The following is a 26,968-nucleotide window of genomic DNA, read 5'->3' as shown; positions in this document are numbered from 1 at the left end:
GTCATAAAGGTCCGCACCTGGCTGGCCGGCAGAAGAGAGGAGAAATGGCATGTCTGAGGCTTCCTTCTTCACCGACATGCTACAGAGCATCACGGATCGCGGACGCCAGCTCCTGTTTTCCGGCGCGCGCGCCACGCAGGTCGCAGCCAAGGTCGATCTCCAGACACTCTGTGAAATGCTGCTGTCGAGCCGGGGCGAGGCCTCGGGCATGGCGCTTGCCGCCGAGATACTCGATCGCTGGGGCGCACTCGAGAGCGAGGGCGCGCAGAAATTCCTGCTTATGCTGCATGAAAAGTTCGGGCCCGACACGACCAAGCTCGACCAGGCAATTGAAAATTACCGCGCTGACAGAAGCTCTGCCGCGATCATTGCTCTCCATCAGGCAGCCGAGCCGCGGCGACAGGAGCTTTTGCGCCGATTGAACCACGCGCCGAACGGCACCGCCAAGCTGGTCCGGATGCGTCAGCAGCTGCTTGCTTCCAAAGACCAATCCGCAGGTTATCACGCGCTTGACGCCGACTTCACCCATCTGTTCGGCTCCTGGTTCAATCGCGGCTTCCTGACGCTGCGCCCGATCGACTGGACGACACCGGCTTACATCCTTGAAAAGATCATCAAATACGAGGCCGTGCACGAGATCGCCGGCTGGGAGGAGTTGCGCAGGCGGTTGGCGCCGGCCGACCGCCGATGCTTTGCCTTCTTCCACCCCCGACTGGCCGACGAGCCGCTCGTGTTCGTCGAGGTGGCGCTGACAAGATCGGTGCCGAGGGCGATCGGGGATGTGCTCGACGAGGGCAGGCAGCAGATCAATGCCGACGAGGCAACGACGGCTGTCTTCTATTCGATCTCCAACTGCCAGGATGGCTTGCGCGGAATCTCGTTCGGCAACTTCCTGATCAAGCAGGTCGTCGAAGACCTGCGCAGAGACCTGCCCGGTCTGAAGAATTTCGTCACGCTGTCGCCCGTCCCGGGCTTTGCCCGCTGGCTTGCCAAGGCGCGCCCGGAAACGCTGACGGCGCTGGACGATCCGAACTGGCCCGACGACAAGAAGACGGCGACCGAAGTGGAGCGCGTGCTGCTGCCTCTTGCGGCGCGCTATTTCCTGGTCGAACGGACGCCGGAGGGCCGCCCCGTCGATCCTGTCGCCCGCTTCCATCTCGGCAACGGCGCTCGACTTGAAAGACTGAATTTTCTTGGCGACCACTCGACCAAGGCGATGCAGCAGGCACACGGCCTGATGGTCAACTATCTCTACAAGCTCGACGACATCGTGGCCAACCACGAGGCTCTGGCGCAGCGCGGCGAGGTGATTGCCTCGCCTGCTGTCAAAAGCCTGCTCAACCAGAACGACGAAAGCCGCAGCGGCGGCAATGGCCAGCAAGGCTCCCGGCCATTCGCACAGATAGTGAATTCAACACTTGGAGGAGGGCGAAAGTGAGCAACCATCTTTTCGACGCCATGCGGGCCGCCGCGCCCGGTAACGCACCATTCATCCGGATCGATAACACGCGCACATGGACCTATGACGACGCCTTCGCTCTTTCCGGCCGCATTGCCGGCGCGATGGACACGCTCGGCATTCGCCCCGGCGACCGCGTTGCGGTGCAGGTCGAGAAAAGTGCCGAGGCATTGATCCTCTATCTCGCCTGTCTTCGAAGCGGCGCCGTCTACCTGCCGCTCAACACCGCCTATACGCTGGCTGAGCTCGATTACTTTATCGGCGATGCGGAGCCGCGTTTGGTGGTTGTTGCGTCGGCTGCTCGAGCGGGCGTGGAGACAATCGCCAAGCCCCACGGTGCGATCATCGAAACGCTCGATGCTGATGGCAGTGGCTCGTTGCTGGATCTCGCCCGCGATGAGGCGGCCGACTTTGTCGATGCCTCGCGCTCCGCCGATGATCTGGCGGCGATCCTCTACACGTCCGGAACGACGGGACGCTCCAAGGGGGCGATGCTCACGCATGGGAACCTGCTCTCGAACGCCCTGACCTTGCGAGATTTTTGGCGCGTCACCGCCGGCGATCGACTGATCCATGCCTTGCCGATCTTCCACACGCATGGACTGTTCGTCGCCACGAACGTCACACTGCTCGCCGGCGCCTCGATGTTCCTGCTGTCGAAGTTCGACCCGGAGGAGATCCTGTCGCTGATGCCGGAGGCAACGATGCTGATGGGCGTGCCGACCTTCTACGTGCGCCTCCTGCAGAGCCCGCGCCTCGACAAGCAAGCGGTCGCCAACATCCGCCTCTTCATTTCCGGTTCGGCTCCACTGCTTGCAGAAACACATACCGAGTTCCAGGCACGTACCGGTCACGCCATTCTCGAGCGCTACGGCATGACGGAAACCAATATGAACACGTCCAACCCTTACGAGGGGAAACGGATTGCCGGAACGGTCGGCTTCCCGCTGCCTGATGTGACGGTGCGCGTCACCGATCCCGCCACCGGGCTCGCGCTGCCGCCCGAACAAACCGGCATGATCGAGATCAAGGGGCCGAACGTTTTCAAGGGCTATTGGCGCATGCCCGAAAAAACCGCGGCCGAATTCACCGCCGACGGTTTCTTCATCAGCGGCGATCTCGGCAAGATCGACCGCGACGGTTATGTCCACATCGTCGGCCGCGGCAAGGATCTGGTGATTTCCGGTGGATACAACATCTATCCGAAAGAGATTGAGGGCGAGATCGACCAGATCGAGGGTGTAGTTGAGAGCGCTGTGATCGGTGTGCCGCATCCCGATTTCGGAGAAGGCGTAACGGCCGTCGTCGTGCGCAAGCCCGGCGCTGCCCTCGATGAAAAGGCCATCGTCAGCGCCCTCCAGGACCGGCTCGCGCGCTACAAACAACCCAAGCGCATCATCTTTGCCGAAGACTTGCCGCGCAACACGATGGGTAAGGTTCAGAAAAACATCCTGCGGCAGCAATACGCCGATCTTTATACCAGGATGTAAGGCGACCGCGCTCTCTGGGAGGAGGAGAGTGCGTCGACATCCCGCATCAATCTTGAAAACAGCAACTGCGACGCGGAGGCGTCGGAGGGAGGGGAATCATGGGTATTGAATTACTGTCCATAGGCCTGCTGATCGCCATGTTCATCATTGCGACGATCCAGCCAATCAACATGGGTGCGCTCGCTTTTGCCGGCGCCTTCGTGCTCGGCTCCATGATCATCGGGATGAAAACCAACGATATATTTGCCGGCTTTCCGAGTGATCTGTTCCTGACGCTCGTCGCCGTCACCTACCTCTTCGCCATAGCGCAGATCAACGGCACGATCGACTGGCTCGTCGAATGTGCCGTCCGCCTGGTGCGCGGGCGGATCGGCTTGATTCCCTGGGTGATGTTCCTTGTCGCCGCCATCATTACTGGCTTCGGTGCACTTGGGCCTGCTGCGGTCGCCATTCTCGCACCCGTCGCGTTGAGCTTTGCCGTGCAGTACCGCATTCATCCGGTGATGATGGGTCTGATGGTGATCCACGGCGCGCAGGCAGGCGGCTTCTCGCCGATCAGCATCTATGGCGGAATCACCAACCAGATCGTTGCGAAGGCCGGCCTGCCTTTCGCTCCGACCTCGCTGTTTCTTTCCAGCTTCTTCTTTAACCTGGCGATCGCGGTGCTGGTCTTCTTCGTGTTCGGCGGCGCGAGGGTGATGAAGCACGATCCCGCATCACTTGGCCCCTTGCCCGAACTCCATCCCGAGGGCGTATCGGCCTCGATCAGAGGCCACGGCGGCACGCCGGCAAAACCGATCAGAGAGCATGCCTATGGTACGGCGGCCGATACCGCGACGACGTTGCGTCTGAACAATGAGAGAATTACCACCTTGATCGGCCTGACGGCGCTCGGCATCGGCGCCCTGGTTTTCAAGTTCAATGTTGGCCTCGTCGCCATGACCGTCGCCGTCGTCCTCGCGCTGCTGTCACCGAAGACCCAGAAGGCCGCAATCGACAAAGTCAGTTGGTCGACCGTGCTGCTGATTGCCGGCATCATCACCTATGTCGGCGTCATGGAGAAGGCCGGTACGGTCGACTACGTGGCGAATGGCATATCCAGTCTCGGCATGCCGCTACTGGTAGCGCTCCTGCTTTGCTTTACGGGCGCCATCGTCTCGGCCTTTGCTTCCTCGACCGCGCTGCTCGGCGCGATCATCCCGCTTGCCGTTCCATTCCTCCTGCAGGGCCACATCAGCGCCATCGGTGTGGTCGCGGCGATCGCCATCTCGACGACGATCGTCGACACCAGCCCATTCTCCACCAATGGCGCCCTTGTCGTCGCCAATGCGCGGGACGACAGCCGTGAGCAGGTGTTGCGACAGCTACTGATCTACAGCGCCTTGATCGCTATCATCGGTCCGATCGTTGCCTGGTTGGTGTTCGTCGTGCCCGGGCTGGTTTGACGACGGGCTGCTCCCAGCGAAAAGTGTGCCGAGCCCTGTTCGGCACACTTAGAGACCGTGGATGTCCCAATTACCGAAACGTGGAAAAACGTTTTCCAGGGAGAACGATCCCTTCTGCCGGCGTGAAGCGGGCGGCCAGCTCTTGCCAACTAGAGGGACGTCTTATCATTCAGCTCCTTAGCGCAGTTTCTCAACGGCGACGGCAAGACACGCTTTGAACGCCGCAAGATCCGTATAAAGCGCATCTCGCGCCGCGTCTCCTATGATCAGGACGCCACCGCGCCGCTCAATCCCGGCGTGCAGCATCAGATTGTCGGCCAGGCCGAAATCCTCGACCGCAATTCCATTCGGGTCCCGCAGTCGACCTTCAGCATCATAGGCGACGGCCCCGTCATAAAGATCGCTCACCCGCCCGCTGTGATCGCGGGCCACATTCGTGTAGGCGAACACAGGCTTACCGCTTGCGCACATAAAGCCGAGTTCGAAGGCCGTCCCTGTATCGGCGGCGATGCCACGAAAGGGCGTCAGATTGGCGATGATCGCGTCAGCCTCAATCATCATCTTCTCGTCCACTGCGTTTATCGCAGCCGCCCGCTCGCGCTTCGAGTTCGTGTGCGGGATTTCCAGATCGCCAGGCGAGAGCGGAATAAGTCCCGCCTCACGGGCAAGTGCCGCCTTGCGGTCGAGCATTTCACGGGCGTTGGGAAGGAAGACCTCCGGACCGGCGAGATAAACTTTTTTTGTCATAGAATCGCACCTAAAAGGGATGGGCTTGGCATCAAAATACCTCCCTCGCTCTACAGCGAAGTAGGATCACAATCCAGTGGGCGAAACCGCCCATGCCGCAGCGCGTATCTGCACGCGCAGAGATCACGCCGCCGTGCTGCAGATTGTAAGTGCAGCATAGGCAACGCGGTGCCATCGCCACGTCAGGCCTGCTCGTGCTCGATGTCAATGTTGGCGGCGCGGCCCCGCTCGACGTCAACACGGTGCGCAATGAACTGCCCGCGGCGACTGAGCGGTGAATCAAACACCTCATTCCTGTCGGCGGAGGCTCCCCAACATAGCCTTGAACCCCGCGACCGCCCGCTTCGAAACCGCCTCCGGGCTCTCCGCATTGGCGATCCACAGCGCCATATGGCTGCTGGCGCCATTGATGAGGCGAGCGGCGGTTTCGGTGTCGATGTCGATGATCTCGCCATCGGCCTTGAGACGGTCGAGGCTGCGAGAGAGGGCGGCGATACAGCCGGGGGTGTTCTGCCATTGCGAGATATCGCCGAGGACGGCAGGGCCATCGCGAAACATGATACGCTGGATTTCGGGCTCAAGCGCCATTTCGATATAAGCGGAGCACTCATCGACAAAGCCCTGCCAGCGCGTGGGAGCGGCGGCCGAGACCTCATTCAGCCGTTCAGTCATTTCCGCGTCGATTTCCATGATCACGGCCTGGAGCAGGCCCCTCTTGTCACCGAAATGGTGATAGAGGGCCCCGCGCGTCAGTCCCGCTTCGCCGGTGAAATCGTCCATCGACGCTTCCGCGTAGCCGATCGCGCCAAAGGCACGCCGCCCGGCTGCGATAAGTTTGCCGCGGGTCTCTGCGATCATCTCCTGGCGCGGTTTGCGCATGGCTACTCCTTTGACATACGCCGCGTATCTTTTTCATTGACATACGTGGCGTATGCATTATCTAAACACATACGCTCCGTATATAAGTGTTCTATCCGATAGCTGGAAGGATCGTCCCATGTCAAATCCGTATAAACAGATATTCGCGGCACCTGGGGCCAAGGGCTTCTCCGTAGCCGGATTTTTCGCACGCCTTCCCATCGCCATGGCGCCGATTGGCATCGTTGCCATGCTCTCCCAGGCACATGGCGAATATTGGCTGGCAGGCGCCGTGTCGGCGACCTATGCGCTCACCAATGCGGTGATTTCACCGCAGATTTCGCGAGCGGTCGACCGGCTGGGCCAGACGGCAGTGGTCGTTCCCACAACCATCGTGTCAGTACTGGCGTTCATCGCGCTGATCGCCGCGGCCAACCAGAACTGGCCGGTGTGGACGCTGTTTGCCTCAGCCTTTCTCGCGGCGGCCATGCCAAGCATTCCGGCGCTGATGCGGGCACGCTGGACGGAACTCTTTCGCAACAAGCCCGAGCTCAACACGGCCTTCGCGTTCGAAAGTGCCGCGGACGAACTGGTCTATATCGCCGGCGCCTCGCTGTCAGTCGGGCTTGCGGTCGCCCTATTCCCGGAAGCCGGCATGATGGTGAGCACAGCTTTTCTAGCGCTAGGGACGGCCGCCTTCATCGTACAGCGCGGCACCGAGCCGAAGGTGCGTCATGTCGCCGGCGCGGCTTCGGTTGGCTCCGCGATCCGGCAGCGTCCGGTGCAGATCATCACGCTCGCGCTGATCTTCGTCGGCGCGATCTTCGCAACCGCTGAGGTGAGTGTTGTCGCCATCACCAAAGAGCTTGGTCAGTCGAATGCGGCAAGCCTGGTCATCGGTGTCTATGCCCTCGGTTCGTTCCTATTGGGCTTGACCCTCGGCGCGCTTAATCTGCGCATCCCCTTGCACCGCCAGCTGCTGATCGCTGTTGCGATCCTCGCACTGACCTCGCTGCCGCTTCTCGTCGCTGGCAGCTCGGTAAACCTGCTTGCAATTGCCGTCTTCGTCAGCGGCATCGCGATCTCGCCGACCTTTATAACGGCCTTCGGACTGATTGAGCGTCGCGTGCCGGAATCGGTGCTGACGGAAGGTGTCACCTGGGTCATGACCGGCATCGGCATCGGTATGGCGCTTGGTGCCTTCGTCTCGGGCTGGGTCGTCGACAGCTACGGTCCCCAGAGCGGATTCTGGGTGTCTGCGGCCGCCGGGACGGCGACCGTCCTTATCATTGCGCTTGGTCAGCGCACCCTCTCGGGAGAGTGCACCGACGGGGAAGATTGCGCGATGCTGGAACCGGCGCAGTAGCAGGGCGGGCGGTAGACAGGAACGAAGCAGGAGGGTTCACCGGCCAACGGTTCGAGACCGTTCAAGGCGGAAGGCAGTGGGTTAAGCCGCTTTTCGGGAGAACTCACGAGCTAAGTCGAGAAATGCTCTGACGCCAGCCGATAGATTTCGGCGTCCAGGATAGTAGAGGCATAGGCCTGGATAGGGCGGCGTCCAATCTTCTAGAACACGAACAACGCGCCCCGCCTCTATCTCCGAGAGTATGTCTTGTTCAAAGAGGTAGCCCACGCCGGCGCTTTCGAGCACGGCAGTCCGCGTAAGGCTTGCCTCATCGAGTGCGATTGGCCCCCGTACATCTATCTGCACCGGCTCGCCGTCTTTTTCGAACCGCCATCGAAATAAGGAGCCGTCAGGCAGCCGCACGCGGATGCATCTGTGATTGAGAAGATCCGGAGGCACTATGGGCCTACCGTGCTTCTTGAAATACTCAGGAGACCCGACGACAGCGTGTCGCTGAGGCAGCCCGAGCGAAACGGCAATCATGTCGGTGGGAACGAGGCCTTCAACCCTGACGCCCAGATCGAACCCGTCCTTGACGATATCGACCATTTTCCCCTCGGTAACGATATCGACATTCATGTCCGGATAGCGGCGCAGGAACTCCAGCACGAGCGGTGAGATGATGGCGCGCGCCGCAAATGGCGCTGCGTTGATCCGTATTGTTCCGGAAGGAGTCTCGCGATGGGAGCGAACCAGATCCAGAGCAGCATGGAGCTCCTGAAGCGAGGGCGCGACCTGCTGCACAAACAACCGGCCGGCGTCCGTCAGCGAGACACTGCGGGTGGTGCGGTTGAACAACCGCACGCCAAGTCCCGCCTCGAGCCTGCTTATCGTGTGGCTCAACGCGGTCGTGGACATGCCGAGATCAATGGCCGCTGCTCGAAAAGTCCCGCGCCTAGCAATTGCAATGGCCGCTTCAAGTTCCTTCAGGCTGGCTAGCTCCATTGTCCCGACCTGTTCATCATCGCATGCCGGTTTATCCCACTTATTTATGCAATGGTCGAGGGATAAGTATCGGTTAGGTTATGAGGAGAACACAATGGATATGCCCGGTATCATTAACACGTACTTTGAAGCAGACCGTCGCAATGACGCGAATGCGCTGCTGGACACCTTTGCGGTCCAAGCCTTCGTCGAAGACGAACGAGCTCGCCATCAAGGCGTTGCCGCAATCCGAGAATGGTGGGTGGCTGCGAAGAAGGCGGCTCAGTACGTTGCTGAACCTTTGGAATGCACGGTCGACTGTGACAAAGCGCTCATCCGAGCCAAGGTGAGCGGCCAGTTTCCCGGTAGCCCGGTGACCCTCACCTACGACTTTGCCATCAAAGACGGCAAGATCGTCAGCCTGGAGATCCAATAATGACTGACTTTCTCAATTTGGAAGGCAAACGCGTCCTCATCACGGCTGGGACCAAAGGTGCCGGCGCTGCGACCGTCAGCCTGTTTCGGGAGCTCGGCGCAGAGGTGCTGACGACAGCGCGGGCCCGTCCGGAAAACCTACCGGAAGAACTGTTCGTCGAAGCAGATCTGACCACCGAGGAAGGCTGCGCAATCGTCGCAGGCGCCGTGCGTCAACGTCTCCGCGGCGTCGACGTCATCGTCCATATGCTAGGCGGCTCTTCAGCAGCCGGAGGTGGATTTTCTGCACTGTCGGACGACGACTGGCATAAGGAGCTGTCGCTCAATCTGTTTCCGGCTGTCCGACTGGATCGGCTGCTCGTTCCGGACATGGTCACCCGAGGAAACGGTGTGGTCGTGCACGTTACATCCATCCAGAGGGTCCTGCCGCTTCCGGAATCGACGACTGCCTATGCTGCAGCCAAGGCAGCACTTTCCACATACAGCAAGGCGATGTCGAAGGAAGTGTCGCCAAAAGGTGTCCGGGTCGTTCGGGTGGCGCCTGGCTGGATCGAAACGGAAGCCTCGGTCCGTCTTGCCGAGCGTCTGGCGAAGCAGGCGGGAACTGACCTTGAGGGCGGCAAAAAGATCATTATGGATGGGCTGGGCGGCATTCCGCTCGGTCGTCCGGCAAAACCGGACGAGGTCGCAAACCTGATTGCCTTCCTCGCCTCCGACCGCGCTGCGTCGATCACTGGTACTGAATATACGATCGATGGAGGGACAGTGCCAACAGCCTAGGCGCCGACATGCACGGCAACTCAGGTCGGCGCATCCCACCCGCTGATCTGGGAATAGATCGCGTTGCGGAGATGACGGACGTCGCGGTTCAGAGCGCCCAATTCCTGTGGCGTCTGGGTCGAGGCAGCAAGCAAGGTGTCGCTGAGACAACCAGCCTTGTGCTGCAATGCCCGGCCTTCGTCGGTCAACGCAATCAACACCTGGCGCTCGTTGCTCAGGTTTCTGGTCCTGCGCAGCAACCCGGATGTCTCAAGGCGCTTCAATAGCGGCGTCAGCGTGCTGGATTCCAGGGCAAGGGCGTTGGCAATGGCACCGACCGTCTGCCCATCTTCGCTCCACAACACATTGAGCACGAGGTACTGCGGGTACGTCAGGCCCAACTCGTCGAGAAGAGGTTTGTAGGCGCGCTGGATTGCAATTCCGGCAGTGTAAATCGCGTAGCACAGTTGGTCGTGCAGGGGGGGTGGGTCGTTATGGCGTTTGGTCATTCTGAACTCCTGTAGATCTCCATATACCCTATGCAATAGCAAAATTAAATATCGCGATAAGAATTATCTTGACGCGCAATCTGAAGTCTGCCAGCTTATATATATCGCGATAACAGTTATCGCAATTACAGAGGAGTCAGCCATGCCACGCAAGACCACAACCACCATAGCCGCAATTGCTACTGCAGCCTCACTGTCCGCCGCCGCATTGCCGGCGAACGCCGCGGACACCATCTCTCAAGGCCAATCCGTCAGAAATGTTGTGCTCGTCCACGGCGCCTTTGCGGACGGTTCTGGCTGGAAGGGTGTTTATGACAACCTCACCAAGCGGGGCTATCGCGTTACCATTGTCCAGAACCCCCTGACATCTCTCGAAGACGATGTCGCAGCCACCAAACGTGCGCTGGAACGGCAGGATGGTCCGGTCATTCTCGTTGGACATTCCTGGGGCGGCACGGTCATCACGGAAGCTGGCATTGATGCAAAGGTTGCAGGCCTCGTTTACGTCTCGGCTCTCTCTCCTGATGCAGGCGAGACGACGGCTCAACAATACGAAGGATTTGCTCCCGCATCGGAATTCGTCATCGAGACGACGAAGGATGGTTTTGGATATGTCAGCCCGGAAAAGTTCAAGGCTGGCTTTGCTCATGACGTCAGCCATGCTGATGTTGCGTTCATGAGAGACGCGCAAGTCCCGATCAACATGTCGGCGTTCGGCACGAAGCTCGAACATGCTGCCTGGCACACCAAGCCCAGCTGGGCTGTGATTGCTACCGAGGATAGGGCATTCGATCAGGCCATGCTGATCCACATGGCCGAACGCATCAAGGCGAAGATCACCAAGGTTTCGGCAAGCCACGCCCTGTTCATGACGCAGCCGAAGGTGGTCGCGGATACCATTGATCAGGCCGCCAAGGCCTTCTCGGCGAAGAAGTAATGACAGACGCAGTTTCATCGGGACAGCCGGCACTGTCCCGATGGCGAAGAGCAGCGCCCGTCGAACCGGGCGAGGTCGGGCCAAAGCGAGCAGATGAAGGCCGCACGATCTCGGCCTAGGATCCATTGCCGGCATTCGCCCCGGGATCCTCAGCACTTTCGCTATTATTTTGAATCCATTCACGGAGGTAGTCACGTGAAGCTGAATAGTCATGACCAGAATGCACCCAAAAATCCGCCCATTCCTCAGAGCGAGGTCGGTGATGTTTTCGACTTCATCGTCTGCGGCGCCGGGTCCAGCGGCTCCGTTGTTGCCGCGCGACTGGCAGAGGATGGAAACGCAAGCGTCCTACTGCTCGAGGCAGGCGGGGACGATGCGGCCGAGAGCGTTACAAACCCTACGCAGTGGCCGCTCAATCTCGGCTCGATCCGGGACTGGGGTTTTGTCGGACAACCGGCACCTGGCCTGGACGGTCGACGTCTTCCTCTCAGCATGGGCAAAGGGCTCGGTGGCGGTTCGAGCATCAATGTCATGGTGTGGGCCAGAGGACACAGGGGAGATTGGGACCACTTTGCCGCTGAAGCCGGCGATGACGCGTGGGGCTATCAGTCAATCCTCGGCTACTATCGCCGGATCGAAGATTGGCAGGGCGCTCCGGACCCAACGCGTCGCGGCGTGGGAGGACCCGCCTACGTAGCGCAGCCGCAGGCGCCCCAACCGATCGCAGAGGCCTTGTTGAGTGCGGCATCCACTATCGGCATTCCCGTCTACGATAGCCCGAACGGTGAAATGATGGAGGGGCCAGGAGGGGCATCGATCGCTGAACTGCGGATCCGGGATGGCAAGCGGGAATCCGTGTTCGGATCCTATGTGCGTCGGCTCATGTCGCGCCCAAACCTGACTGTGCTGACCTACGCACTGGTCACGCGCCTCATCTTCGATGGCAAGCGCGTGACGGGTGTCGAGGTTGTCGTCGATGATCAGCGACGTCAATTCACGGCGCGTTGCGAAACGGTACTGTCGCTAGGCGCGATCAACACTCCGAAAGTGTTGATGCAGTCGGGCATAGGTCCGGAAGACGAGCTGCAAGCCCATGGCATTCCCGTGGTTCAACACTTACCTGGCGTTGGGCGCAATCATCAGGATCACCTCGCATTCGGCTGCACCTGGGCATATCGAAAATCAGAAGCCGTCGGTGGTAGCGGCTGCGAAGCAAAACTCTACTGGAAAAGCGACTCGCGTCTTGCGCAGCCGGACATTCTTCAGTGCCAGTTGGAGTTCGCTGTGCCGTCGCCGATCGAGACGGGCCTCGAAACGCCGGAACATGGCTGGACGATGTTTAACGGTCTCGCCCAGCCAAAAAGCCGTGGTCGATTGCGGCTCTCCGGCCCCAATACGAATGACCCTATCCTGATCGAACCGAATTCACTCAGCGCGCCGGAAGACATGGCGGCCGCCTTGGCTGCGGTGGACTTGTGTCGCGAACTCGGAAACAGCGATGCTTTCACGCCACTGGTGACAGGCGAGGCGGCTCCGGGCGCGCGCGACAGATCAGGGATGATCGACTTTATCCGGCGTTCGGCGGTCACCTACTGGCATCAGTCCTGCACAGCCAAAATGGGACGTGACAGCAGGTCTGTGGTCGACAGTGAGCTCAAGGTGTACGGTATCGATGGCCTTCGCATCGCAGACTCCTCGATCATGCCGCGTATCACCACCGGCAACACCATGGCGCCTTGCGTTGTCATCGGAGAGCGGGCGGCCGATCTGATCCGGAACATGCATGGCCTTACGGACTCGAGCGGAGGGTTCAATCAGCCCATCTGATGAAGAGATTTATGTGGAGATCGGCGGCCAGCATACGTGGGCCGCCGAGCTTTTTGTTCGCCTTGCGCCATATTGGTGCAAGGCGACCAACCTCACGGCACCTGCGCCCCACTCACCGCAACGTACACCGCATAAACCGACCGCGTCGCCGCAATAAACAGCCGGTTGCGTTGGGGGCCGCCGAAGGTGAGGTTGGCGACGGTCTGCGGTACGCGGATCTTGCCGATCAGTTTGCCGGTCGGGTCGAAACAATGGACGCCATCGGCAGCACTCGACCAGAGGTTTCCGTTGACGTCTGTGCGAATGCCGTCCGGAATGCCGTTGTCGATCAGGCAGAAGACGCGGCCGTTCGCGAGCCTTTTGCCGTCGATCACATCGAAAGCGCGGATGTGACGCGGCAGGCTTTCGTCATGGCTGGCGGCCGAGTCCGCCACGTAGAGGATTGTCTCATCGGGCGAGAAGGCGAGGCCGTTTGGCTGAATGAAATCCGTGACGACAGCCGCAATTTCGCCGGTCGTCGGATCGAGCCGGTAGACGTTGCGGGTCGGCTGCTCCGGCTCGGCGCGATAGCCTTCATAGTCCGACATGATGCCGTAGGTCGGATCGGTGAACCAGATCGTGCCGTCGGATTTTACCACCACGTCGTTCGGCGAATTGAGCCTGGCGCCTTCGAAACGGTCGGCGAGCACGGTGATTGCGCCGTCGACCTCGGTGCGGGTGACGCGGCGCGTCCCATGTTCACAGGATATCAGCCGTCCCTGCCGGTCGCGCGTGTGGCCGTTGGTGAAGTTGGAGGGTTGGCGATAGATGGAGACGCCGCTCTCAGGCGTCCATCGCAGCATGCGCTGGTTGGGAATGTCGCTCCACAGCAGCTGGTTCGCGTCGTTGAACCAGACGGGACCCTCCGCCCAGCGGCAGCTTGAATATAGCTCGTCGAGACCGGCGCTGGTCACGATCATCTGCCGGAAGCGCGGGTCGTGGATTTCGTAGATGCTGGCCTCGGCCATGGCGGTCTTTCCGTTTATCGCATGCCGGCCCGGCGGCCGCCGGCGAGCATGATGACGCTGATGATGATGAGGCCGGTCATGATCAGGCGGATGCCCGCGCCGAGCCCGTAAGTGTTGAGCATGGAGACGACCAGGAACATGAAGAGCGATGCGCCCCAGATGCCCGGTACGTTGGAATCACCGCCGGCGACCGCCGTGCCGCCGATGACGACGACGGCGATCGACATCAAGAGATATTCCGAGCCCATGTTGAGCGCGGCGCCGCCGGAAAAGCAGGCGAGCAGATAGCCCGCGACCGAGGCAAGAACGGCGCAGAAGAGGTACGTGACGAAACGCGTGCCGTCGACCGGAATGCCGGCCATGCGGGCTGCCGGCATGCTCTGGCCAATCGCCGAGATCCAGCGCCCGTAGATCGTCTTTTCGAGCAAGAACCAGGCCAGCAGCGAGATCAGGAGTGCTGCGATCGCCACATTCGGCACGCCGAGCGTGTGCGACGTGGTGAATTCCGCCAGCACGCTCGGTGGCTTGATGCGCAGTCCCCGGTTCGTCCAGATCGCGGCAGACTGCACGATGAAGCTCACGGACAGTGTGGCGATGATCGGCGGAATGCGCAGCGCCTTGATAAGTGCATAGTTGCCGAGACCGACGACAAGGCCGATGACGATGGCGACGAGAAGGCCGGGCAGGATCATGCCGTTTTCGACATTCATCAGCTTCAGCGCCACCGTGCCGGCAAGCGTCATGGTGGCGGGAACCGAGAGGTCGATGTTGCCGGGGCCGAGCGTGATGACGAACATCTGGCCGATGCCGACGATGACCGAGAAGGCCGCGAAGGTGAGGGCTGCCTGCGACAGGCCAAGCGTGCTGGCGCCGAGCGTCACCATGATCGTCAGAAACCAGACGACAAAGGCGGCAAGCCACGACCAGATCCAGGGTTTGCGAAAGAGGCGAAGGAGAGGGGTCATCGGCGCTTCTCCCGCTTCTCCAGGCGGTTCAGCATCAGACGAAGTGCGAGCACGATGATCAGGATCGCGCCCTGGGCCCCGATCTGCCAGTCCGGCGAGATCCGCAGGAAGGACAGGAACGAGCCGGCGAGCGTCAGCGTCAGCGCGCCGATGACGGCGCCGACCGGGGAGACGCGGCCGCCGATGAACTCGCCGCCGCCAAGGATCACGCCGGCGATCGACAGCAGCGTGTAGCGCAGTGCGATATTGGCATCGGCCGAGGTGGTCAGGCCGACAAGGGCAATGCCGGCGAGCACAGCAAAGAGGCCGGCAAGCCCATAGGCGGCAGCGCGCGCCGCGACAATCGACCAGCCGGCGCGCTCGACCGAGCGCTGGTTGCCGCCAATGCCGCGCATCAGCACGCCGAGCGAGGAGCGCATGATGAGGAGATGGGCAACCACGGCGATGACGATGCTGGCGACGATCGCCATCGGCGCCAGCGGCGGCTTGACGGTCATCAGCCAGCGGACCCAATCGGGCGCCTGCCCGCCCGGTGCCGGCAGCAGCAATACGGCAAGGCCACCCCAGACGAAGCTCATGCCGAGGGTCACGACGATGGAGGGCAGGTCGCGCAGATAGATGACGACGCCAAGCGCCGCATAGGTTGCGATCGCGCCGGCAAGGATCAGCACGCCGGTCACCGGGGCATCCCGCAGAAAGGTTGCGGTGACGCAGGCGACGAAGCTGACGAATGTGCCCATCGAGAGATCGAGATCGTTGACCGCCATCACGATCATCTGGGCGATCGTCGCCAGCGCGATCGGCACAGCCAGGTTGAACAGCAAGTTGAGCCCGACATAGCTCATGGCGCGCGGCTGCAGCCAGAAGACGGCGGCAAGCAGCAGCGTCAGCGACAAGGCGGGAATGGCAAGACGCATGGCGTCGGACGACAGCCGGACCGTCATGCGGCGACCCCTTCGAAGGAGGCGGCGATGATATTCTTCTCGTTGACGGCGTCGCCGGCGAGTTCGGCCGTGATGCGGCCTTCGCGGAAGACATAGACGCGGTCGCAGAGGCGGACCTCGTCCATTTCGGTCGAGTACCAGATGAAGGTGCGGCCACGCGCCGCTTCCTCGCGGATGATCGCGTAGACCTCCTGCTTGGTGCCGACATCGACGCCGCGCATCGGATCGTCCATCAAGACGACAGGCGCGCGTGTCGCCAGCGCCCGGGCAAAGAGCACCTTCTGCTGGTTGCCGCCGGAAAGCGAGAGGATACGATTGTCCATGTCGGGCGTGCGGATCTCGATCCGCCGCTTCCAGTCAGCGCCCTTCGTCTCCTCTTCGCCCGCGAGGATGAGGCCGCGCCGGGAGAGGTCAGCGAGCGAGGCGATGGAGAAATTGCGCAGGATGCTCCACAGCTCGAAGACGCCGTTGAGGCGTCGGTCGCCGGCGACAAAGGTGACGACAGGATCGCGCTCCGGCAGCCAGTTGCCGGATTTGGCGGCATGCAGGGCGAGCAGCAGCTCGGTCTGCCCGTGGCCGGCCAAACCCGCCAGTCCGATGATCTCACCCTTGCGCGCCGCAAAGGGCAGGCCTTTCGCCTGATGGGAGAGAATGAGCTGGGCGGTGGATTGTTCGCGCGCCGAGCGCTGCTTGGTCTCCTCTTTCGCAACGGTGCCCATCGCTTCCACCAGGCCGTGATGGTCGAAGCCCTGCGCCGGGCGCTCGGCGACGACACGGCCATCCTTCATGACGACGATGCGATCGGAGGTTTCGAGGATCTCGTGCAGGATATGCGAGATGAAGATGACGGACCCGCCGGTCGCGATGAAGCGGCGAACATAGTCGAGCATCTGCCGGGCAAGGCTTGCATCGAGCGACGAAGTGGGTTCGTCGAGGATCACCAGACGGGGTGCAATGCCGGCGTCGGAAAAGGCCATTGATATCTCGACCATCTGCCGCTCGGCGATCGAAAGATCGCCGACGGTCCGGCTGCTGTCGATGCCGTGGCCGGGAAAGACGGCATCGAGGCTTTTCTCGATGATCTCTGCGGCGCGCCTGCGCCAGCCGAAGCCGCCGAGATGGCGATGCATGATGCGCGTGTTCTCGACGATCGAAAGGTTGGGGCAGAGCGAAAGCTCCTGGAAGACGCAGCGCACGCCGCGGGCACGCGCCGCGTTGATACCGTAGCGCTCCAGCCGCTCGCCGTCGCTTGCCACACTTCCTTCGTGCGGCGTGAGGCCGCCGTTGATGACGCTGACGATGGTGGACTTGCCGGCTCCATTGTGCCCGACGAGCCCGACGCATTCGCCCGGCATGACGCGGAGGGTCACGCCATCGAGTGCCCTGACCGCGCCGAAGCTCACCTTGGCGCCATCGACGGCGATCACCGCCTTCAAAACCTCATCCATGCTGCCCGCCATGCCTGCTTGCAAAAAATGCCGCGCGGCCATCTGCGGCCGCGCGGCAGTCGCCGGGAGATTTACTTTGCCGACTCGATGACCTTGATTGCGTCTGCCTGCGTGTATTCCACGTTGGCGACGCCGCCGGCCTGGGTATTGGCGAGATTGGTTTCTAGATTATCCTGGTCGATGCGCAGGAAGGGCACGACGAGGTCCTTTTTGACTTCCTTGCCGTCGAGGATCTGCTGCGCCACCCAGAAGGCAAGCGTCGAGACGCCGGGCGCGATGGACACCGACATGGTCTCGTAGCCCTTCGCGTCCTTCTGCTCCTTCCACCATTTCAGCTCGTCTTCGCGGTTGCCCATGATGATGATCGGCATCTTCCGATCGGTCGCGGCAATCGCCTGTGCGGCGCCATAGCCGTCGCCACCCTGCGTCACCACGCCGGCGATGTCGGGCAGGCTCGGCAGGATGCCGGCAACAGCCTTCTGCGCCACGTCCTGCGCCCAGTCGCCGTGAACGGAGCCGACAATCTTGAACTGCGGGAACTGCTTGACGCCGTCGTGGATGCCGGCCGAGATCTCGTCGTCGACGAAGACACCGGCAAGGCCGCGGATCTCGAGCAGGTTGCCACCGTCCGGGATCTTCTTCGACAGGTACTCGACTTCGCTGCGGCCCATTTCCTTGAAGTTGACGGCGATGCGCCAGGCGCAGGGTTCGGTCACGATGCCGTCGAAGGAAACGACGGTGATGCCGGCGTCGCAGGCTTCCTTGACCGCACCATTCAGCGCCGTCGGCGAGGCGGCGTTGAGCACGATGGCGTCATAGCCCTGCAGGATCATGTTCTGGATCTGAGCGGCCTGTTCCGTCGCCTGGTTCTCAGCAGTGGTGAAAGGGTCGGCTGCGGCAACGGTGCCAGCCTTCACGGCTTCACCCGTCACCTTGCCCCAGCTCGTCAGCATGGCCTGGCGCCACGAGTTGCCGGCATAGTTGTTGGAAAGAGCGATCTTCTTGGCCGACGTATCGGCAAAGGCGGAAACGGGCATCGCGGCGCAAGCAATAGCGGCCGATGCCAGAAGCATCTTACGGATTGTCATGTCTTCCTCCCTGATGATCGCGCTGGTCGGCGGATCGCTTCACTCCTGCCGGCCCAATTGGGTCCGAGTGAAAATTGTTCTTGCACTGAGCTTCCTCCTCTCAGTAAGGGCAGGATGCGGGAGATCGATCGGCCTGTACAGGGGCAAGGCGGCAAGTCGTTTGCGGGATTTGCGCAACAAGCTGCGGGTTTACGCAAGACGGCGACGCGTCCGCGGGCGCTTACTGGGAAGGAGACGCTGCGGGTTGAGGAGCCTGCTGCGGCCTCGGGGAGGAACTGACGATGCTGCATCTCGTACCCGCAGCCATGTTCGACCACTATCTCGGCATTTCCCGGCTGCTCGCGGGCCAGCTCGACTTCCGCTCGGCTATCCGTTCCGTTGCGGCCGAGGTCGCCCATATCATCCCGCACGACCATCTCGATGTTTGCGTGCTGCTTGAGGGCGGCAACTACCACACGGCCTATGAGACGGGCATCGAGACCGCCTGGGGCGGCCTTGCCGGTGCTCCTGTTGTCAACAGCCCCATCCGCTCGCTGCTCTGGGGCGAGGTGGATTTTCTGCTGGCGGACGACGCCATGACCGACCCGCGTTTCCACTTCGAGGGCGCGTTCAAGCGGCCGATCGTCGAACAGTCGCTGAGGAGCCGCTTGCATGTGCCCATGAAGGTGCAGGGCACGATCATCGCGGCGCTCTCCTGTTCGTCGCACAGGGCGGGCGTCTATACGATGGAGGATATCGAACGCGCCCGTATTATCGCCGACCTGCTGACGCCCTATTTCTTCGCGCTGCAAGCGGCTGAGCAGGCGCAACGCTCGGCCATTGTCGAGGCAGAAGCCCGCGCCCGCGAGGAGGGCTTGCGGCAAGGTGCGCTGAAGCTTACCGAAGCCCTGGAGCAGGAACGCCAGCGCATCGGCATGGACTTGCACGACCAGACGCTCGCCGACCTGACGCGGCTCGCCCGCCGGATCGATCGGCTGTCGCGCAACGGAGAGGTGGCGCCCGAGGCGCTGGAGCCGATCTCCCGTTCCCTGCAGCATTGCATGCAGGATCTGCGGCAGATCATCGAACAGGCAAAACCCTCGGTGCTCCAGCTCTTCGGCCTCGCCCAGGCGATCGAGCATCATCTGGACCGATCGACCCGCGACAGCGGATCGGGGATCGAATGGGGCCTTGTCGACGAAACGCACGGCGCACTGGAGCGACTGGAACCGACCGTCAGCGTCGCGCTGTTCCGGATCGCGCAGGAGGCGATCAACAATGCGGTGCGCCATGCCGCCCCGCTCGCCGTCACCGTGCGGCTCGAGGCCGATGACGACCGGCTATCGATCGAAATCTCCGACGACGGAACCGGCCTCACCAAAGCGCGGGGACGGATCGGCGGTGGCATCGACAATATGAAGACCCGTGCGCGGCTGATTTCGGCGCGGTTCACGACCGGGCCGGGCCACAACAATCGCGGGACTGCGGTGCGCGTCGTGCTGCCACTCGTACCGCACGACCCGGCAATCGGGCCAAACTGAGGAGGAGGGCACCATGAAGGTTCTGATCGTCGAGGACGACCCGCTGCACCGGTCCTATCTGCACGAGGCGGTCAACGCAGCTCTGCCGGAATGCGACACGGTGATCGAGGCGGAGAACGGAACCGTCGGCGAGAAGCTCGCCCGCGACCACAAGTCGGCGCATATCGTCATGGACCTGCAGATGGCGAACCGCAACGGTATCGAGGCGGCGCGCACCATCTGGAAGGAGCGGCCGGAAACGCGCATCCTGTTCTGGTCGAATTACTCGGATGAGGCCTATGTGCGTGGCGTCTCCCGCATCGTGCCGGATGGCGCCGCTTATGGCTATGTGCTGAAATCCGCCTCCGACGAGCGGCTGAAGCTTGCGCTGCGCTCGATCTTCATCGAGAGCCAGTGCGTCATCGACCGCGAGGTGCGGGGCCTGCAGCAGAAGAGCCTCGGCCAGACGAACGGCTTCACCGATTCTGAATACGAGATCCTCGTCGATATCGCGCTCGGCCTCACCGACCGGGCCATCGCCAAACGTCGGGGCCTGTCGCTGCGCAGCGTGCAGAACCGTCTGCAGCAGCTTTACGATAAGCTCGACGTCTACCAGAGCGCCGGTGACGACCACGAGGACGGCCGCTTCAATCTGCGCGCCCGCGCCGTCACCGTCGCTTTCCTACGCAAACTCCTGAATTACAGCGCTCTGGAGCGGGCGGAGGCAGAGCTGCAGGAATGGCTTGAGGGAAAGTAGTTTCCGGACTTGCGTGGAATGACTGGGGATCAGAGACGTGGGCTGCGGCCACTGCCTTTCACGGCGCGTGAGCCAGCGCGATTGCATCGGCAGCTTCCTCGCAGCGATCGCTGAGTGTGCTCGTCGCCACTCGAATATGACTGCTTGGCAAGACGGAGAATTTGTTGCCCGGGTTGACGGCGATATTGCGTGCGGCGAGCGTCACCATCGCGAATGGTTCGGAGACGACGGGCACCCAGAGGCACAGGCCCTGGCCTGGCGGTATCGGTATTCCCCGTTCGCTGAGCGCTTCGGCAAGAGCGTCGCGCCTCTGCTGATAGATCTCGCGCGCCTCGCCGATAAGCTGCCAGGTTGCCGGATCGCGCAATAACCAGGCGGCGGCACTTTGCAGGATACGGCTGGTCCAGCCGGCACTGAAGGAGCGGTAAGACTGGATCTGGTCGACGATAGGCGCGGAACTCGACAGGACCGCGAGACGCAGATCCGGGCCGAGGCTTTTCGAGAGTGACAGGATATGGATCGTCCGCTCCGCAAATCGGCCACCGAGCGACTGCGGAGGTGCCGCCGACACGTCGCCGACGCCATCGTCCTCGATGACAAGCGTATCGCTGTCTTCCAGCACATCTCCGAGCTGATCGAGGCGGGATGAACTGACCGTAACGCCGGTCACGGAATGCAACCGCGGCTGGAACAGGAAGGCCGCGGGACGTTGCCGCAAAGCTTCGCGCAGCGAATCCGGCAGGGGGCCTTCGCCGTCGCAGGCGACAGGAATGATTTTCACGCCGAGATCTTCCAGAATATCGAGCAGTCGCATGGCGGTCGGATGTTCGATCGCGACCGCCGAGCCAGAGGAGACCAGCGCATGCAATATCGTATAGACGGCGTTGTAACCGCCATTGGTGGCCAGAAAGGCTTCCGCCTCATAGGGCCATCGCTCTGAAACGGCGTCCTTCAACTCAGGTACGATCCGGCTCCGCTCATAGCTGTTGAGATCGTCGACGGACGCGCCATAGGCCATTGCTTCGGCCAGGCGGGGAAGAAGTGCTGCATCCGGCCCGGCTAAGGTAAGGTCGAGCACACCTTCCCTATAGTTTCCCGAGCTGGCGAGGCGTTCCGGCTTGGCGACAAAGCGGTCGCCGCTGACCCAGGTGCCGTTGCGCCCCCGGCCGCTGATGATCTTCTGCCGCCGCAATTCGCTCCAAGCTTCGGAGATCGTCGCCGGACTGACATGCAATTCGTAGGCGATATCGCGGATCGCCGGCAGGCGCGTGCCGATGGGCAGGACACCGGCACGGATCAGCGCGCTTGTTTCGAGAGCGATCCCCCTGATGCTGCGATCGGCTATTTTTTCGGCAAACCAGGAGGCTTCGACCGCGTCGCCCATTTTTTTCTCACTTTAAATGTTCAATAACGTAATAACATTTGTGCTCGTTATTTTGAACATTTAATTTGCCCCTCGTCGAGCCATTTCAGTGAGTTTTTTGCATGCCTGTAACGCTTAGCATCGCCCTTAGAGACTGGGATTACATGACACCGCTGGTGCTCGGTGACGTCAGTTCTTCCCGTCTCCATATCAAAGTGGATCGTGTAGGCACGCTGGTCTCCAGCCTCGCCGATGACGCGGCGCATGACGCCGCGGAAATGTCCTTCAGCCGCTATTCGCAGATGCGTCATGATGGCGATGATCGGATCGTCGGCATGCCGAACTTCATCATGCGCGGCTTCCGCCATCGCTGCATTATCACCACCAAGGATAGTCCGATCCGCACGCTGTCCGATCTCGGCGGCAAGAAGATCGGCGTAACCGGCTGGCGCGATTCCGGAAATACCTGGACCCGTGCTGCGTTGCGCCGGGAGGGCGTCGGCGTTGAGGATGCCATGTGGTATGCCGGGCGCCTGACGGAAGCTCACCCGATCGTCGACCGGCTCGATGGCTTTGGACGGCCTGGCCGCATCGAGGCTGTCCCCGGCGAGCGTCCGATGGTCGATCTTTTGCTGGATGGCGGGCTCGACGCCGTGTTCACGCCCTTCATGCCGAAGGGTTTCTTCGATCAGGAATCGCCCCTGCGACAGGTGCTGGATGATTTCCGCGCCGCTGAAGTCGCTTACCTCAATGAGGTCGGCTATATCCCGGGCATGCATCTGATCGGCTTCAAGGCTGATATCGTCCGGGAGCATCCCTGGATCATGGATGAACTCAGCGAGTTGATCGACGAGTCCCAGCGTCTGTGGCTGGAAAAGCGTGAGAAATACGCCGACACAACACCGTGGATGATCGACGAACTGCGCCGCTGCGCGGCCGATCTGCCGCCGACCTGGAGGGCCAGCGGGCTTGCCGAGAACGAGGCAATGATCGCCGACTTTGCCGAGGAACTTTACGAACAGAAGATCATGCCGCGCCTTTTGACACCCGCCGAGCTGTTTCCGTGGCACGCCAAGGCCCGGTGAAACTCTTCGCGTCATGTTGAACTACCATTTTCGCAAAACCAAAAAGGGGAATGACATGCATTCGAAACTGATCGCTTCCGCCGCCCTGCTGGGCCTGATGATGACGACGTCGGTGTTCGCTGAGGAGGCGGCCGTACCAAAACAGACCGTCAACGACGCGCTTCACGCCCGCCTGCCGGAGAAGATCCGCACGGACGGCAAGATGATCTCCGTCAACAATGGTTCCTTTCCTCCCTATGAGATCGTCACCGGCACGAAATTGACGGGCGCCAGCGCCGATCTGACCGATGCAATCGGCCAGATGCTCGGCGTTACGATCGAGCACGAAACCGTCAGCGGACTGACCGCATTGCTCGCCGGCATCAATTCCGGCCGATACCAGTTCGCCTTCGGCCCGATCGGTGACTTCAAAACCCGTGAAGAGGCCAATGATTTCATCGACTGGGTTCAGGAATACGTGGTCTTCTCCGTTCAGAAGGGCAATCCGAAGGCCATCGATTCGCTCGATAGCGCCTGCGGCAATCGCATTGCAGTCATGGCCGGCGGCTCCGCCGAAAAGGTGATCCAGGCCCAGGTCGAAAAGTGCAAGGCGGGTGGCAAGCCCGCGCCCGAAGTGCAGTCCTACACCGACCAGCCGAGCTCGATCCTGGCAGTCCGCTCCAAACGCGCCGATGCCTTCTTCTCCTCGCAGGCGCCGTTGACATATTTCGTGTCTCAGGCAAACGGCCAGCTGGAACTGAGCGGCGTTGGCCAGAAGAATGGCTTTGACGATCTCTACCAGGGCGCCGTCGTGCCGAAAGGTTCCCCGCTCGGCCCCGTTCTGCTCGACTCGATCAAGGCGTTGATGGATAACGGGACCTATGCCGCCATCATGAAGAAGTGGGGTCTTGAGAACAACATGATCAAGCAGCCCGGCCTCAATCTTGGCGGAAACCTGCCGAAATGAGCGACCACCATTCGATTGGCGCACCGCCTTTGGGCGGTGCGGACTTCCGCGATGTTGCCCACGCCCACAAGCCCTTTCAAACGGGCAGGCTCATCCTATGGGTGGTCGTGCTCCTGATTGCCGCGAACTTCTTGTGGATCGTCGCTCATAACGAGAATTTTGGCTGGCCTGTCGTCGCGGCCTATTTCTTCGATCCGACTGTCATCAGTGGCCTTTACGTCAGCCTGGGCCTGACGGTGGTCGCTATGGCCATCGGTATCGTTCTCGGCCTCGGACTGGCGATCGCCCGGCTGTCTAATGACCGGCTCGCCCGTTCACTGGCATCGCTGTTCATCTGGTTCTTTCGCGGCACGCCGCTCTTGGTGCAGCTGATCTTCTGGTACAATCTCTCGACCCTTTTTCCCGAACTTTCGCTCGCCATTCCGTTTGGTCCGGCGCTCGCAAGCTGGGAGACCAATTCGGTGATCACGCCGATGACGGCGGCGATCGTCGGCCTTGCCTTGAACGAAGCGGCCTACATGGCCGAAATCATTCGCGGCGGGCTGCTCTCGGTCGATCGCGGCCAGTTCGAGACGGCGGAAGCCTTCGGCATGACCAAGGCGAGGGCGCTGTGGCGGATCATCATTCCGCAGGCGATGCGCTCGATCGTGCCGCCGACGGGCAACCAGCTGATCAGCATGATCAAGGCAACGTCGCTCGTCAGCGTCATCGCCATGGCCGATTTGCTCTATTCCGTCCAGTCGATCTACAATCGCACCTTCGAGATCGTGCCGATGCTGCTGGTTGCCGTCCTCTGGTACCTCTTCATCACCTCGATCCTCAATCTCGGCCAGAGCTATATCGAAGCCTATTACGGGCGCAGCGAACGTCGCAACAACGCCGCTGCCGCCAAATCCGAGACCCTTGCCGAGGAGGCAAGCCATTGACCGGTGCCGAAATTGCAAAACCTCTCGTCAGAGCCCGCAACGTCCACAAATCTTTCGACCGGCTCGAAGTGCTAAAGGGGATCGACCTCGACGTCATGCCGGGTGAAGTCGTCGTGGTGCTTGGCCCGTCCGGCTCGGGAAAATCGACCTTCCTGCGCTGCATCAACCATCTCGAAGCGATCAATAAGGGGTTCATCGAAGTCGATGGCGAACAGATCGGCTATCGCCTTCGTAAAAACCGGCTGGAAAAGCTGTCCAGCAACGGGATCGCCAGCCAGCGGCGCAAGATCGGCATGGTGTTCCAGCAGTTCAATCTCTATCCGCATATGACGGTGCTGCAGAACATCATCGAAGCTCCGATCGGTGTGCACGGAGAAAGCCGCAAGGCCGCAACCGAGAACGCCATGCGGCTTTTGGAGCGGGTCGGCCTGTCGGAAAAGGCGGGTAGCTATCCCCGGCAACTCTCCGGCGGTCAGCAGCAGCGCGTTGCCATCGCCCGCGCCCTTGCGATCAAGCCCAAGCTGATGCTGTTCGATGAGCCCACCTCTGCGCTCGACCCGGAACTGGTCGGCGAAGTTCTCTCCACCATGCGCGATCTCGCCAAACAGGGCCTGACGATGATCGTCGTGACCCACGAGATCGGTTTCGCCCGTGAGGCGGCCGATCGGGTGGTGTTCATGGATGGCGGCAATGTCGTTGAAATGGGCAAGCCCGAGGATGTCATCGGCAATCCGCAACATCCCCGAACCCAGGCTTTCCTCGCCCGTTTTCTCTGACTGGTGTCACCTCGCTGCTTCGGCCCTCGGGTCGGAACAATCGTCCTTTTCGACCAATACTGGATGTTTTCATGCCCACGCTCGACAATGCCTATGCCCGCCTTTCCGACTTCGAAGCCATGGAGGGGGAGCTGAAGGCGACCCGCCAGTATCTGCATGCCCATCCGGAACTCTCCTTTGAAGAAGCGGAAACGGCACGTTACGTCGCGGAAAAGCTGGAAGGCTGGGGCTACGACGTGACCCGCAATGTCGGTGGCCATGGGGTTGTTGCGCGGCTCAGCGCCGGCAAGGGTGGCAAGGGCATCGCCATCCGCGCCGATATGGATGCGCTGCCGATCGTCGAGGAAACCGGGCTTGCCTATGCCAGCGGCACCCCCGGCAAGATGCATGCCTGCGGCCATGACGGCCACACCACCGTGCTGCTCGGCGCCGCCGAATATCTCGCCCGAACCCGCCGCTTCAACGGCACGGTGACGCTGATCTTCCAGCCGGCGGAAGAGGCGGGCAAGAATAGCGGCGCCCAGGCGATGATCGCCGACGGCCTGTTCGAGCGATTTTCGTTCGACGCAATCTTTGGCCTCCACAACCACCCCGGCGCTCCCGAAGGCACCATCCTGCTGCGATCCGGCCCGATGATGGCGGCGTCGGATACCGTCGAGATTACCATCAAGGGCAAAGGCGGCCATGCGTCGCGGCCGCACCTGACCATCGATCCCGTGGTCGTGGCGTGCAACCTCGTCGTCTCGCTGCAGACGATCATCTCGCGCAACCTCGATCCGACCCAGACAGCGGTCATCACCGTCGGCACGATCCATGCCGGCGACGCCGTCAACGTCATTCCGGAATATGCCAAGCTCGCATTGAGCGTGCGCTCCTTCGAGCCTGGCATTCGCGATCTCCTGCAGGAACGCATCACGAAGCTAGCCCGCGCGGTGGCCGAGGGTCACAATGCTTCGATCGAGATCGACTACGATCGCGGCAATCCTGTCGTCGTCAACTCGCCTGCCGAGACGGATTTTGCCCGCATCGTTGCGGCAGAACTGATCGGCGAAGACAAGGTCGCGACGTGCCCGCTCATTCCCGGCAGCGAAGATTTTTCGCACTTTCTCGAGCACAAGCCGGGCAGCTTCCTGCGCCTCGGCAACGGCATGAATTCCGCCATCCTGCATAGCCCCAAATATGACTTCGCCGATGCCAGCCTGACGGTAGGTGCGGCCATGTGGGCTAGGCTCGCGGAGCGCTACCTCCAGGACGACGCCTGAAGTCCCAGTCGCCGGGCTTGACCGGGTCGCATTTGAGCTTGCACTTTCTGTAGCGCAAAAGGATTTTTTATTCCCTTTTCAAGCGAGAAGATCACAAGATCTCTCGC

The 26,968-nt window shown here is 61.4% G+C and carries 26 protein-coding genes; 16 read left to right on the top strand and 10 right to left on the bottom strand.

What is annotated here, in order from left to right; genetic code table 11:
- Nucleotides 1-49 precede the first annotated feature (49 nt).
- The 3 genes from ACD590_RS25270 (at nucleotide 50) to ACD590_RS25260 (ending at nucleotide 4,394) form a co-directional block, all read left to right on the top strand.
- Nucleotides 50-1,438, top strand: coding sequence for a malonyl-CoA decarboxylase (locus ACD590_RS25270; RefSeq protein ID WP_439003635.1), 1,389 nt, complete (start codon nucleotides 50-52; stop codon nucleotides 1,436-1,438).
- Nucleotides 1,435-2,949 (top strand): malonate--CoA ligase, encoded by a 1,515-nt coding sequence (locus tag ACD590_RS25265; RefSeq protein WP_439003634.1) that lies wholly within the window; start codon nucleotides 1,435-1,437, stop codon nucleotides 2,947-2,949. Before ACD590_RS25270 ends, ACD590_RS25265 begins: the two co-directional genes overlap by 4 nt.
- A gap of 98 nt (nucleotides 2,950-3,047) precedes the next feature.
- Nucleotides 3,048-4,394, top strand: a complete 1,347-nt coding sequence (locus ACD590_RS25260) for an SLC13 family permease (RefSeq protein WP_439003633.1) — start codon at nucleotides 3,048-3,050, stop codon at nucleotides 4,392-4,394.
- A 177-nt stretch (nucleotides 4,395-4,571) separates the two neighbouring features.
- On the opposite strand, the gene ACD590_RS25255 is transcribed toward ACD590_RS25260, so the two are convergent.
- A complete protein-coding gene (locus ACD590_RS25255; RefSeq protein ID WP_047619995.1) occupies nucleotides 4,572-5,141 on the bottom strand; it encodes a nucleoside 2-deoxyribosyltransferase in 570 nt (189 codons plus the stop codon).
- A 149-nt stretch (nucleotides 5,142-5,290) separates the two neighbouring features.
- Between ACD590_RS25255 and ACD590_RS25250 the strand changes: the two genes are divergently transcribed.
- The gene (locus ACD590_RS25250) at nucleotides 5,291-5,419 is read left to right on the top strand and encodes a hypothetical protein (RefSeq protein WP_281024506.1); all 129 of its coding nucleotides are present in this window, start codon (nucleotides 5,291-5,293) and stop codon (nucleotides 5,417-5,419) included.
- A gap of 10 nt (nucleotides 5,420-5,429) precedes the next feature.
- Here ACD590_RS25250 and ACD590_RS25245 read toward each other — a convergent pair whose 3' ends face one another.
- On the bottom strand, nucleotides 5,430-6,020 hold the full coding sequence (locus tag ACD590_RS25245; protein WP_439003632.1) for a TetR/AcrR family transcriptional regulator: 591 nt from the start codon (nucleotides 6,018-6,020) through the stop codon (nucleotides 5,430-5,432).
- Between the two features lie 118 nt (nucleotides 6,021-6,138).
- Between ACD590_RS25245 and ACD590_RS25240 the strand changes: the two genes are divergently transcribed.
- The gene (locus tag ACD590_RS25240) at nucleotides 6,139-7,365 is read left to right on the top strand and encodes an MFS transporter (RefSeq protein ID WP_439003631.1); all 1,227 of its coding nucleotides are present in this window, start codon (nucleotides 6,139-6,141) and stop codon (nucleotides 7,363-7,365) included.
- Nucleotides 7,366-7,446: 81 nt separating this feature from the next.
- On the opposite strand, the gene ACD590_RS25235 is transcribed toward ACD590_RS25240, so the two are convergent.
- A complete protein-coding gene (locus ACD590_RS25235) occupies nucleotides 7,447-8,349 on the bottom strand; it encodes a LysR family transcriptional regulator (RefSeq protein WP_018245586.1) in 903 nt (300 codons plus the stop codon).
- A 94-nt stretch (nucleotides 8,350-8,443) separates the two neighbouring features.
- Between ACD590_RS25235 and ACD590_RS25230 the strand changes: the two genes are divergently transcribed.
- Complete coding sequence (locus tag ACD590_RS25230) at nucleotides 8,444-8,764, top strand: nuclear transport factor 2 family protein (protein WP_439003630.1); 321 nt, start codon at nucleotides 8,444-8,446, stop codon at nucleotides 8,762-8,764.
- The gene (locus ACD590_RS25225; RefSeq protein ID WP_168277619.1) at nucleotides 8,764-9,543 is read left to right on the top strand and encodes an SDR family oxidoreductase; all 780 of its coding nucleotides are present in this window, start codon (nucleotides 8,764-8,766) and stop codon (nucleotides 9,541-9,543) included. The genes ACD590_RS25230 and ACD590_RS25225 overlap by 1 nt, the downstream gene beginning before the upstream one ends.
- Before the next feature lie 20 nt (nucleotides 9,544-9,563).
- Here the strand turns inward: ACD590_RS25225 and ACD590_RS25220 are convergent, their stop codons facing one another.
- Nucleotides 9,564-10,031 carry a MarR family winged helix-turn-helix transcriptional regulator gene (locus ACD590_RS25220; protein ID WP_168277620.1) on the bottom strand — a complete coding sequence of 156 codons (468 nt, stop codon included), beginning with the start codon at nucleotides 10,029-10,031 and terminating at the stop codon, nucleotides 9,564-9,566.
- 142 nt (nucleotides 10,032-10,173) lie between these two features.
- Here ACD590_RS25220 and ACD590_RS25215 point away from each other — a divergent pair, with 142 nt between their 5' ends.
- Together ACD590_RS25215 and ACD590_RS25210 are read left to right on the top strand one after the other, a co-directional pair.
- Nucleotides 10,174-10,968 (top strand): alpha/beta fold hydrolase, encoded by a 795-nt coding sequence (locus ACD590_RS25215; protein ID WP_439004044.1) that lies wholly within the window; start codon nucleotides 10,174-10,176, stop codon nucleotides 10,966-10,968.
- Nucleotides 10,969-11,163: 195 nt separating this feature from the next.
- Nucleotides 11,164-12,795, top strand: a complete 1,632-nt coding sequence (locus ACD590_RS25210) for a GMC family oxidoreductase (RefSeq protein ID WP_439003629.1) — start codon at nucleotides 11,164-11,166, stop codon at nucleotides 12,793-12,795.
- Nucleotides 12,796-12,887: 92 nt separating this feature from the next.
- Here ACD590_RS25210 and ACD590_RS25205 read toward each other — a convergent pair whose 3' ends face one another.
- The 5 genes from ACD590_RS25205 to ACD590_RS25185 form a co-directional block, all read right to left on the bottom strand.
- The gene (locus ACD590_RS25205; RefSeq protein WP_131590899.1) at nucleotides 12,888-13,802 is read right to left on the bottom strand and encodes an SMP-30/gluconolactonase/LRE family protein; all 915 of its coding nucleotides are present in this window, start codon (nucleotides 13,800-13,802) and stop codon (nucleotides 12,888-12,890) included.
- Between the two features lie 14 nt (nucleotides 13,803-13,816).
- Entirely contained in the window at nucleotides 13,817-14,767 is a 951-nt protein-coding gene (locus ACD590_RS25200) for an ABC transporter permease (RefSeq protein WP_439003628.1), read from the bottom strand.
- Nucleotides 14,764-15,711 (bottom strand): ABC transporter permease, encoded by a 948-nt coding sequence (locus ACD590_RS25195; RefSeq protein ID WP_018245594.1) that lies wholly within the window; start codon nucleotides 15,709-15,711, stop codon nucleotides 14,764-14,766. Before ACD590_RS25195 ends, ACD590_RS25200 begins: the two co-directional genes overlap by 4 nt.
- Nucleotides 15,708-17,159 (bottom strand): sugar ABC transporter ATP-binding protein, encoded by a 1,452-nt coding sequence (locus ACD590_RS25190; RefSeq protein ID WP_032981518.1) that lies wholly within the window; start codon nucleotides 17,157-17,159, stop codon nucleotides 15,708-15,710. The genes ACD590_RS25195 and ACD590_RS25190 overlap by 4 nt, the downstream gene beginning before the upstream one ends.
- A gap of 71 nt (nucleotides 17,160-17,230) precedes the next feature.
- Nucleotides 17,231-18,247, bottom strand: coding sequence for an ABC transporter substrate-binding protein (locus tag ACD590_RS25185; RefSeq protein WP_018245596.1), 1,017 nt, complete (start codon nucleotides 18,245-18,247; stop codon nucleotides 17,231-17,233).
- 281 nt (nucleotides 18,248-18,528) lie between these two features.
- Between ACD590_RS25185 and ACD590_RS25180 the strand changes: the two genes are divergently transcribed.
- Nucleotides 18,529-19,767: a GAF domain-containing sensor histidine kinase gene (locus tag ACD590_RS25180; protein ID WP_018245597.1), complete on the top strand. Its 1,239-nt coding sequence runs from the start codon at nucleotides 18,529-18,531 to the stop codon at nucleotides 19,765-19,767.
- Between the two features lie 13 nt (nucleotides 19,768-19,780).
- The gene (locus tag ACD590_RS25175; RefSeq protein ID WP_003562390.1) at nucleotides 19,781-20,503 is read left to right on the top strand and encodes a response regulator transcription factor; all 723 of its coding nucleotides are present in this window, start codon (nucleotides 19,781-19,783) and stop codon (nucleotides 20,501-20,503) included.
- Between the two features lie 58 nt (nucleotides 20,504-20,561).
- On the opposite strand, the gene ACD590_RS25170 is transcribed toward ACD590_RS25175, so the two are convergent.
- Nucleotides 20,562-21,887: a PLP-dependent aminotransferase family protein gene (locus ACD590_RS25170; protein WP_026188691.1), complete on the bottom strand. Its 1,326-nt coding sequence runs from the start codon at nucleotides 21,885-21,887 to the stop codon at nucleotides 20,562-20,564.
- A 101-nt stretch (nucleotides 21,888-21,988) separates the two neighbouring features.
- On the opposite strand from ACD590_RS25170, the gene ACD590_RS25165 reads away from it, so the two are divergent.
- From ACD590_RS25165 to ACD590_RS25145, 5 genes are all read left to right on the top strand, one after another.
- Nucleotides 21,989-22,951 (top strand): nitrate ABC transporter substrate-binding protein, encoded by a 963-nt coding sequence (locus ACD590_RS25165; RefSeq protein ID WP_439003627.1) that lies wholly within the window; start codon nucleotides 21,989-21,991, stop codon nucleotides 22,949-22,951.
- Nucleotides 22,952-23,006: 55 nt separating this feature from the next.
- A complete protein-coding gene (locus tag ACD590_RS25160; protein WP_026188692.1) occupies nucleotides 23,007-23,897 on the top strand; it encodes an ABC transporter substrate-binding protein in 891 nt (296 codons plus the stop codon).
- On the top strand, nucleotides 23,894-24,823 hold the full coding sequence (locus ACD590_RS25155; protein ID WP_018245601.1) for an amino acid ABC transporter permease: 930 nt from the start codon (nucleotides 23,894-23,896) through the stop codon (nucleotides 24,821-24,823). Before ACD590_RS25160 ends, ACD590_RS25155 begins: the two co-directional genes overlap by 4 nt.
- Nucleotides 24,820-25,599 (top strand): amino acid ABC transporter ATP-binding protein, encoded by a 780-nt coding sequence (locus ACD590_RS25150; RefSeq protein WP_018245602.1) that lies wholly within the window; start codon nucleotides 24,820-24,822, stop codon nucleotides 25,597-25,599. The genes ACD590_RS25155 and ACD590_RS25150 overlap by 4 nt, the downstream gene beginning before the upstream one ends.
- 71 nt (nucleotides 25,600-25,670) lie before the next feature.
- Nucleotides 25,671-26,861: a M20 aminoacylase family protein gene (locus ACD590_RS25145; protein WP_018516795.1), complete on the top strand. Its 1,191-nt coding sequence runs from the start codon at nucleotides 25,671-25,673 to the stop codon at nucleotides 26,859-26,861.
- The last annotated feature ends 107 nt before the right edge of the window (nucleotides 26,862-26,968 follow it).

This window comes from Rhizobium sp. 862_C5_N1_2 (assembly GCF_051811205.1).
GTDB lineage: Bacteria > Pseudomonadota > Alphaproteobacteria > Rhizobiales > Rhizobiaceae > Rhizobium > Rhizobium leguminosarum.
Note: the sequence above shows the minus strand (reverse complement) of the source record. Positions and strands in the feature narration are given on the sequence as shown.

Bases quoted from the DNA above. Each gene is read 5' to 3' on its own strand.
- ACD590_RS25245 (WP_439003632.1), bottom strand. From the start codon at position 6,020: ATGCGCAAACCGCGCCAGGAGATGATCGCAGAGACCCGCGGCAAACTT.
- ACD590_RS25230 (WP_439003630.1), top strand. From the start codon at position 8,444: ATGGATATGCCCGGTATCATTAACACGTACTTTGAAGCAGACCGTCGC.
- ACD590_RS25155 (WP_018245601.1), top strand. From the start codon at position 23,894: ATGAGCGACCACCATTCGATTGGCGCACCGCCTTTGGGCGGTGCGGAC.
- ACD590_RS25160 (WP_026188692.1), top strand. From the start codon at position 23,007: ATGCATTCGAAACTGATCGCTTCCGCCGCCCTGCTGGGCCTGATGATG.
- ACD590_RS25240 (WP_439003631.1), top strand. From the start codon at position 6,139: ATGTCAAATCCGTATAAACAGATATTCGCGGCACCTGGGGCCAAGGGC.
- ACD590_RS25165 (WP_439003627.1), top strand. From the start codon at position 21,989: ATGCCTGTAACGCTTAGCATCGCCCTTAGAGACTGGGATTACATGACA.
- ACD590_RS25220 (WP_168277620.1), bottom strand. From the start codon at position 10,031: ATGACCAAACGCCATAACGACCCACCCCCCCTGCACGACCAACTGTGC.
- ACD590_RS25175 (WP_003562390.1), top strand. From the start codon at position 19,781: ATGAAGGTTCTGATCGTCGAGGACGACCCGCTGCACCGGTCCTATCTG.
- ACD590_RS25270 (WP_439003635.1), top strand. From the start codon at position 50: ATGTCTGAGGCTTCCTTCTTCACCGACATGCTACAGAGCATCACGGAT.
- ACD590_RS25235 (WP_018245586.1), bottom strand. From the start codon at position 8,349: ATGGAGCTAGCCAGCCTGAAGGAACTTGAAGCGGCCATTGCAATTGCT.
- ACD590_RS25260 (WP_439003633.1), top strand. From the start codon at position 3,048: ATGGGTATTGAATTACTGTCCATAGGCCTGCTGATCGCCATGTTCATC.
- ACD590_RS25185 (WP_018245596.1), bottom strand. From the start codon at position 18,247: ATGACAATCCGTAAGATGCTTCTGGCATCGGCCGCTATTGCTTGCGCC.
- ACD590_RS25205 (WP_131590899.1), bottom strand. From the start codon at position 13,802: ATGGCCGAGGCCAGCATCTACGAAATCCACGACCCGCGCTTCCGGCAG.
- ACD590_RS25255 (WP_047619995.1), bottom strand. From the start codon at position 5,141: ATGACAAAAAAAGTTTATCTCGCCGGTCCGGAGGTCTTCCTTCCCAAC.
- ACD590_RS25200 (WP_439003628.1), bottom strand. From the start codon at position 14,767: ATGACCCCTCTCCTTCGCCTCTTTCGCAAACCCTGGATCTGGTCGTGG.
- ACD590_RS25170 (WP_026188691.1), bottom strand. From the start codon at position 21,887: ATGGGCGACGCGGTCGAAGCCTCCTGGTTTGCCGAAAAAATAGCCGAT.
- ACD590_RS25180 (WP_018245597.1), top strand. From the start codon at position 18,529: ATGCTGCATCTCGTACCCGCAGCCATGTTCGACCACTATCTCGGCATT.
- ACD590_RS25225 (WP_168277619.1), top strand. From the start codon at position 8,764: ATGACTGACTTTCTCAATTTGGAAGGCAAACGCGTCCTCATCACGGCT.
- ACD590_RS25145 (WP_018516795.1), top strand. From the start codon at position 25,671: ATGCCCACGCTCGACAATGCCTATGCCCGCCTTTCCGACTTCGAAGCC.
- ACD590_RS25190 (WP_032981518.1), bottom strand. From the start codon at position 17,159: ATGGATGAGGTTTTGAAGGCGGTGATCGCCGTCGATGGCGCCAAGGTG.
- ACD590_RS25195 (WP_018245594.1), bottom strand. From the start codon at position 15,711: ATGACGGTCCGGCTGTCGTCCGACGCCATGCGTCTTGCCATTCCCGCC.
- ACD590_RS25215 (WP_439004044.1), top strand. From the start codon at position 10,174: ATGCCACGCAAGACCACAACCACCATAGCCGCAATTGCTACTGCAGCC.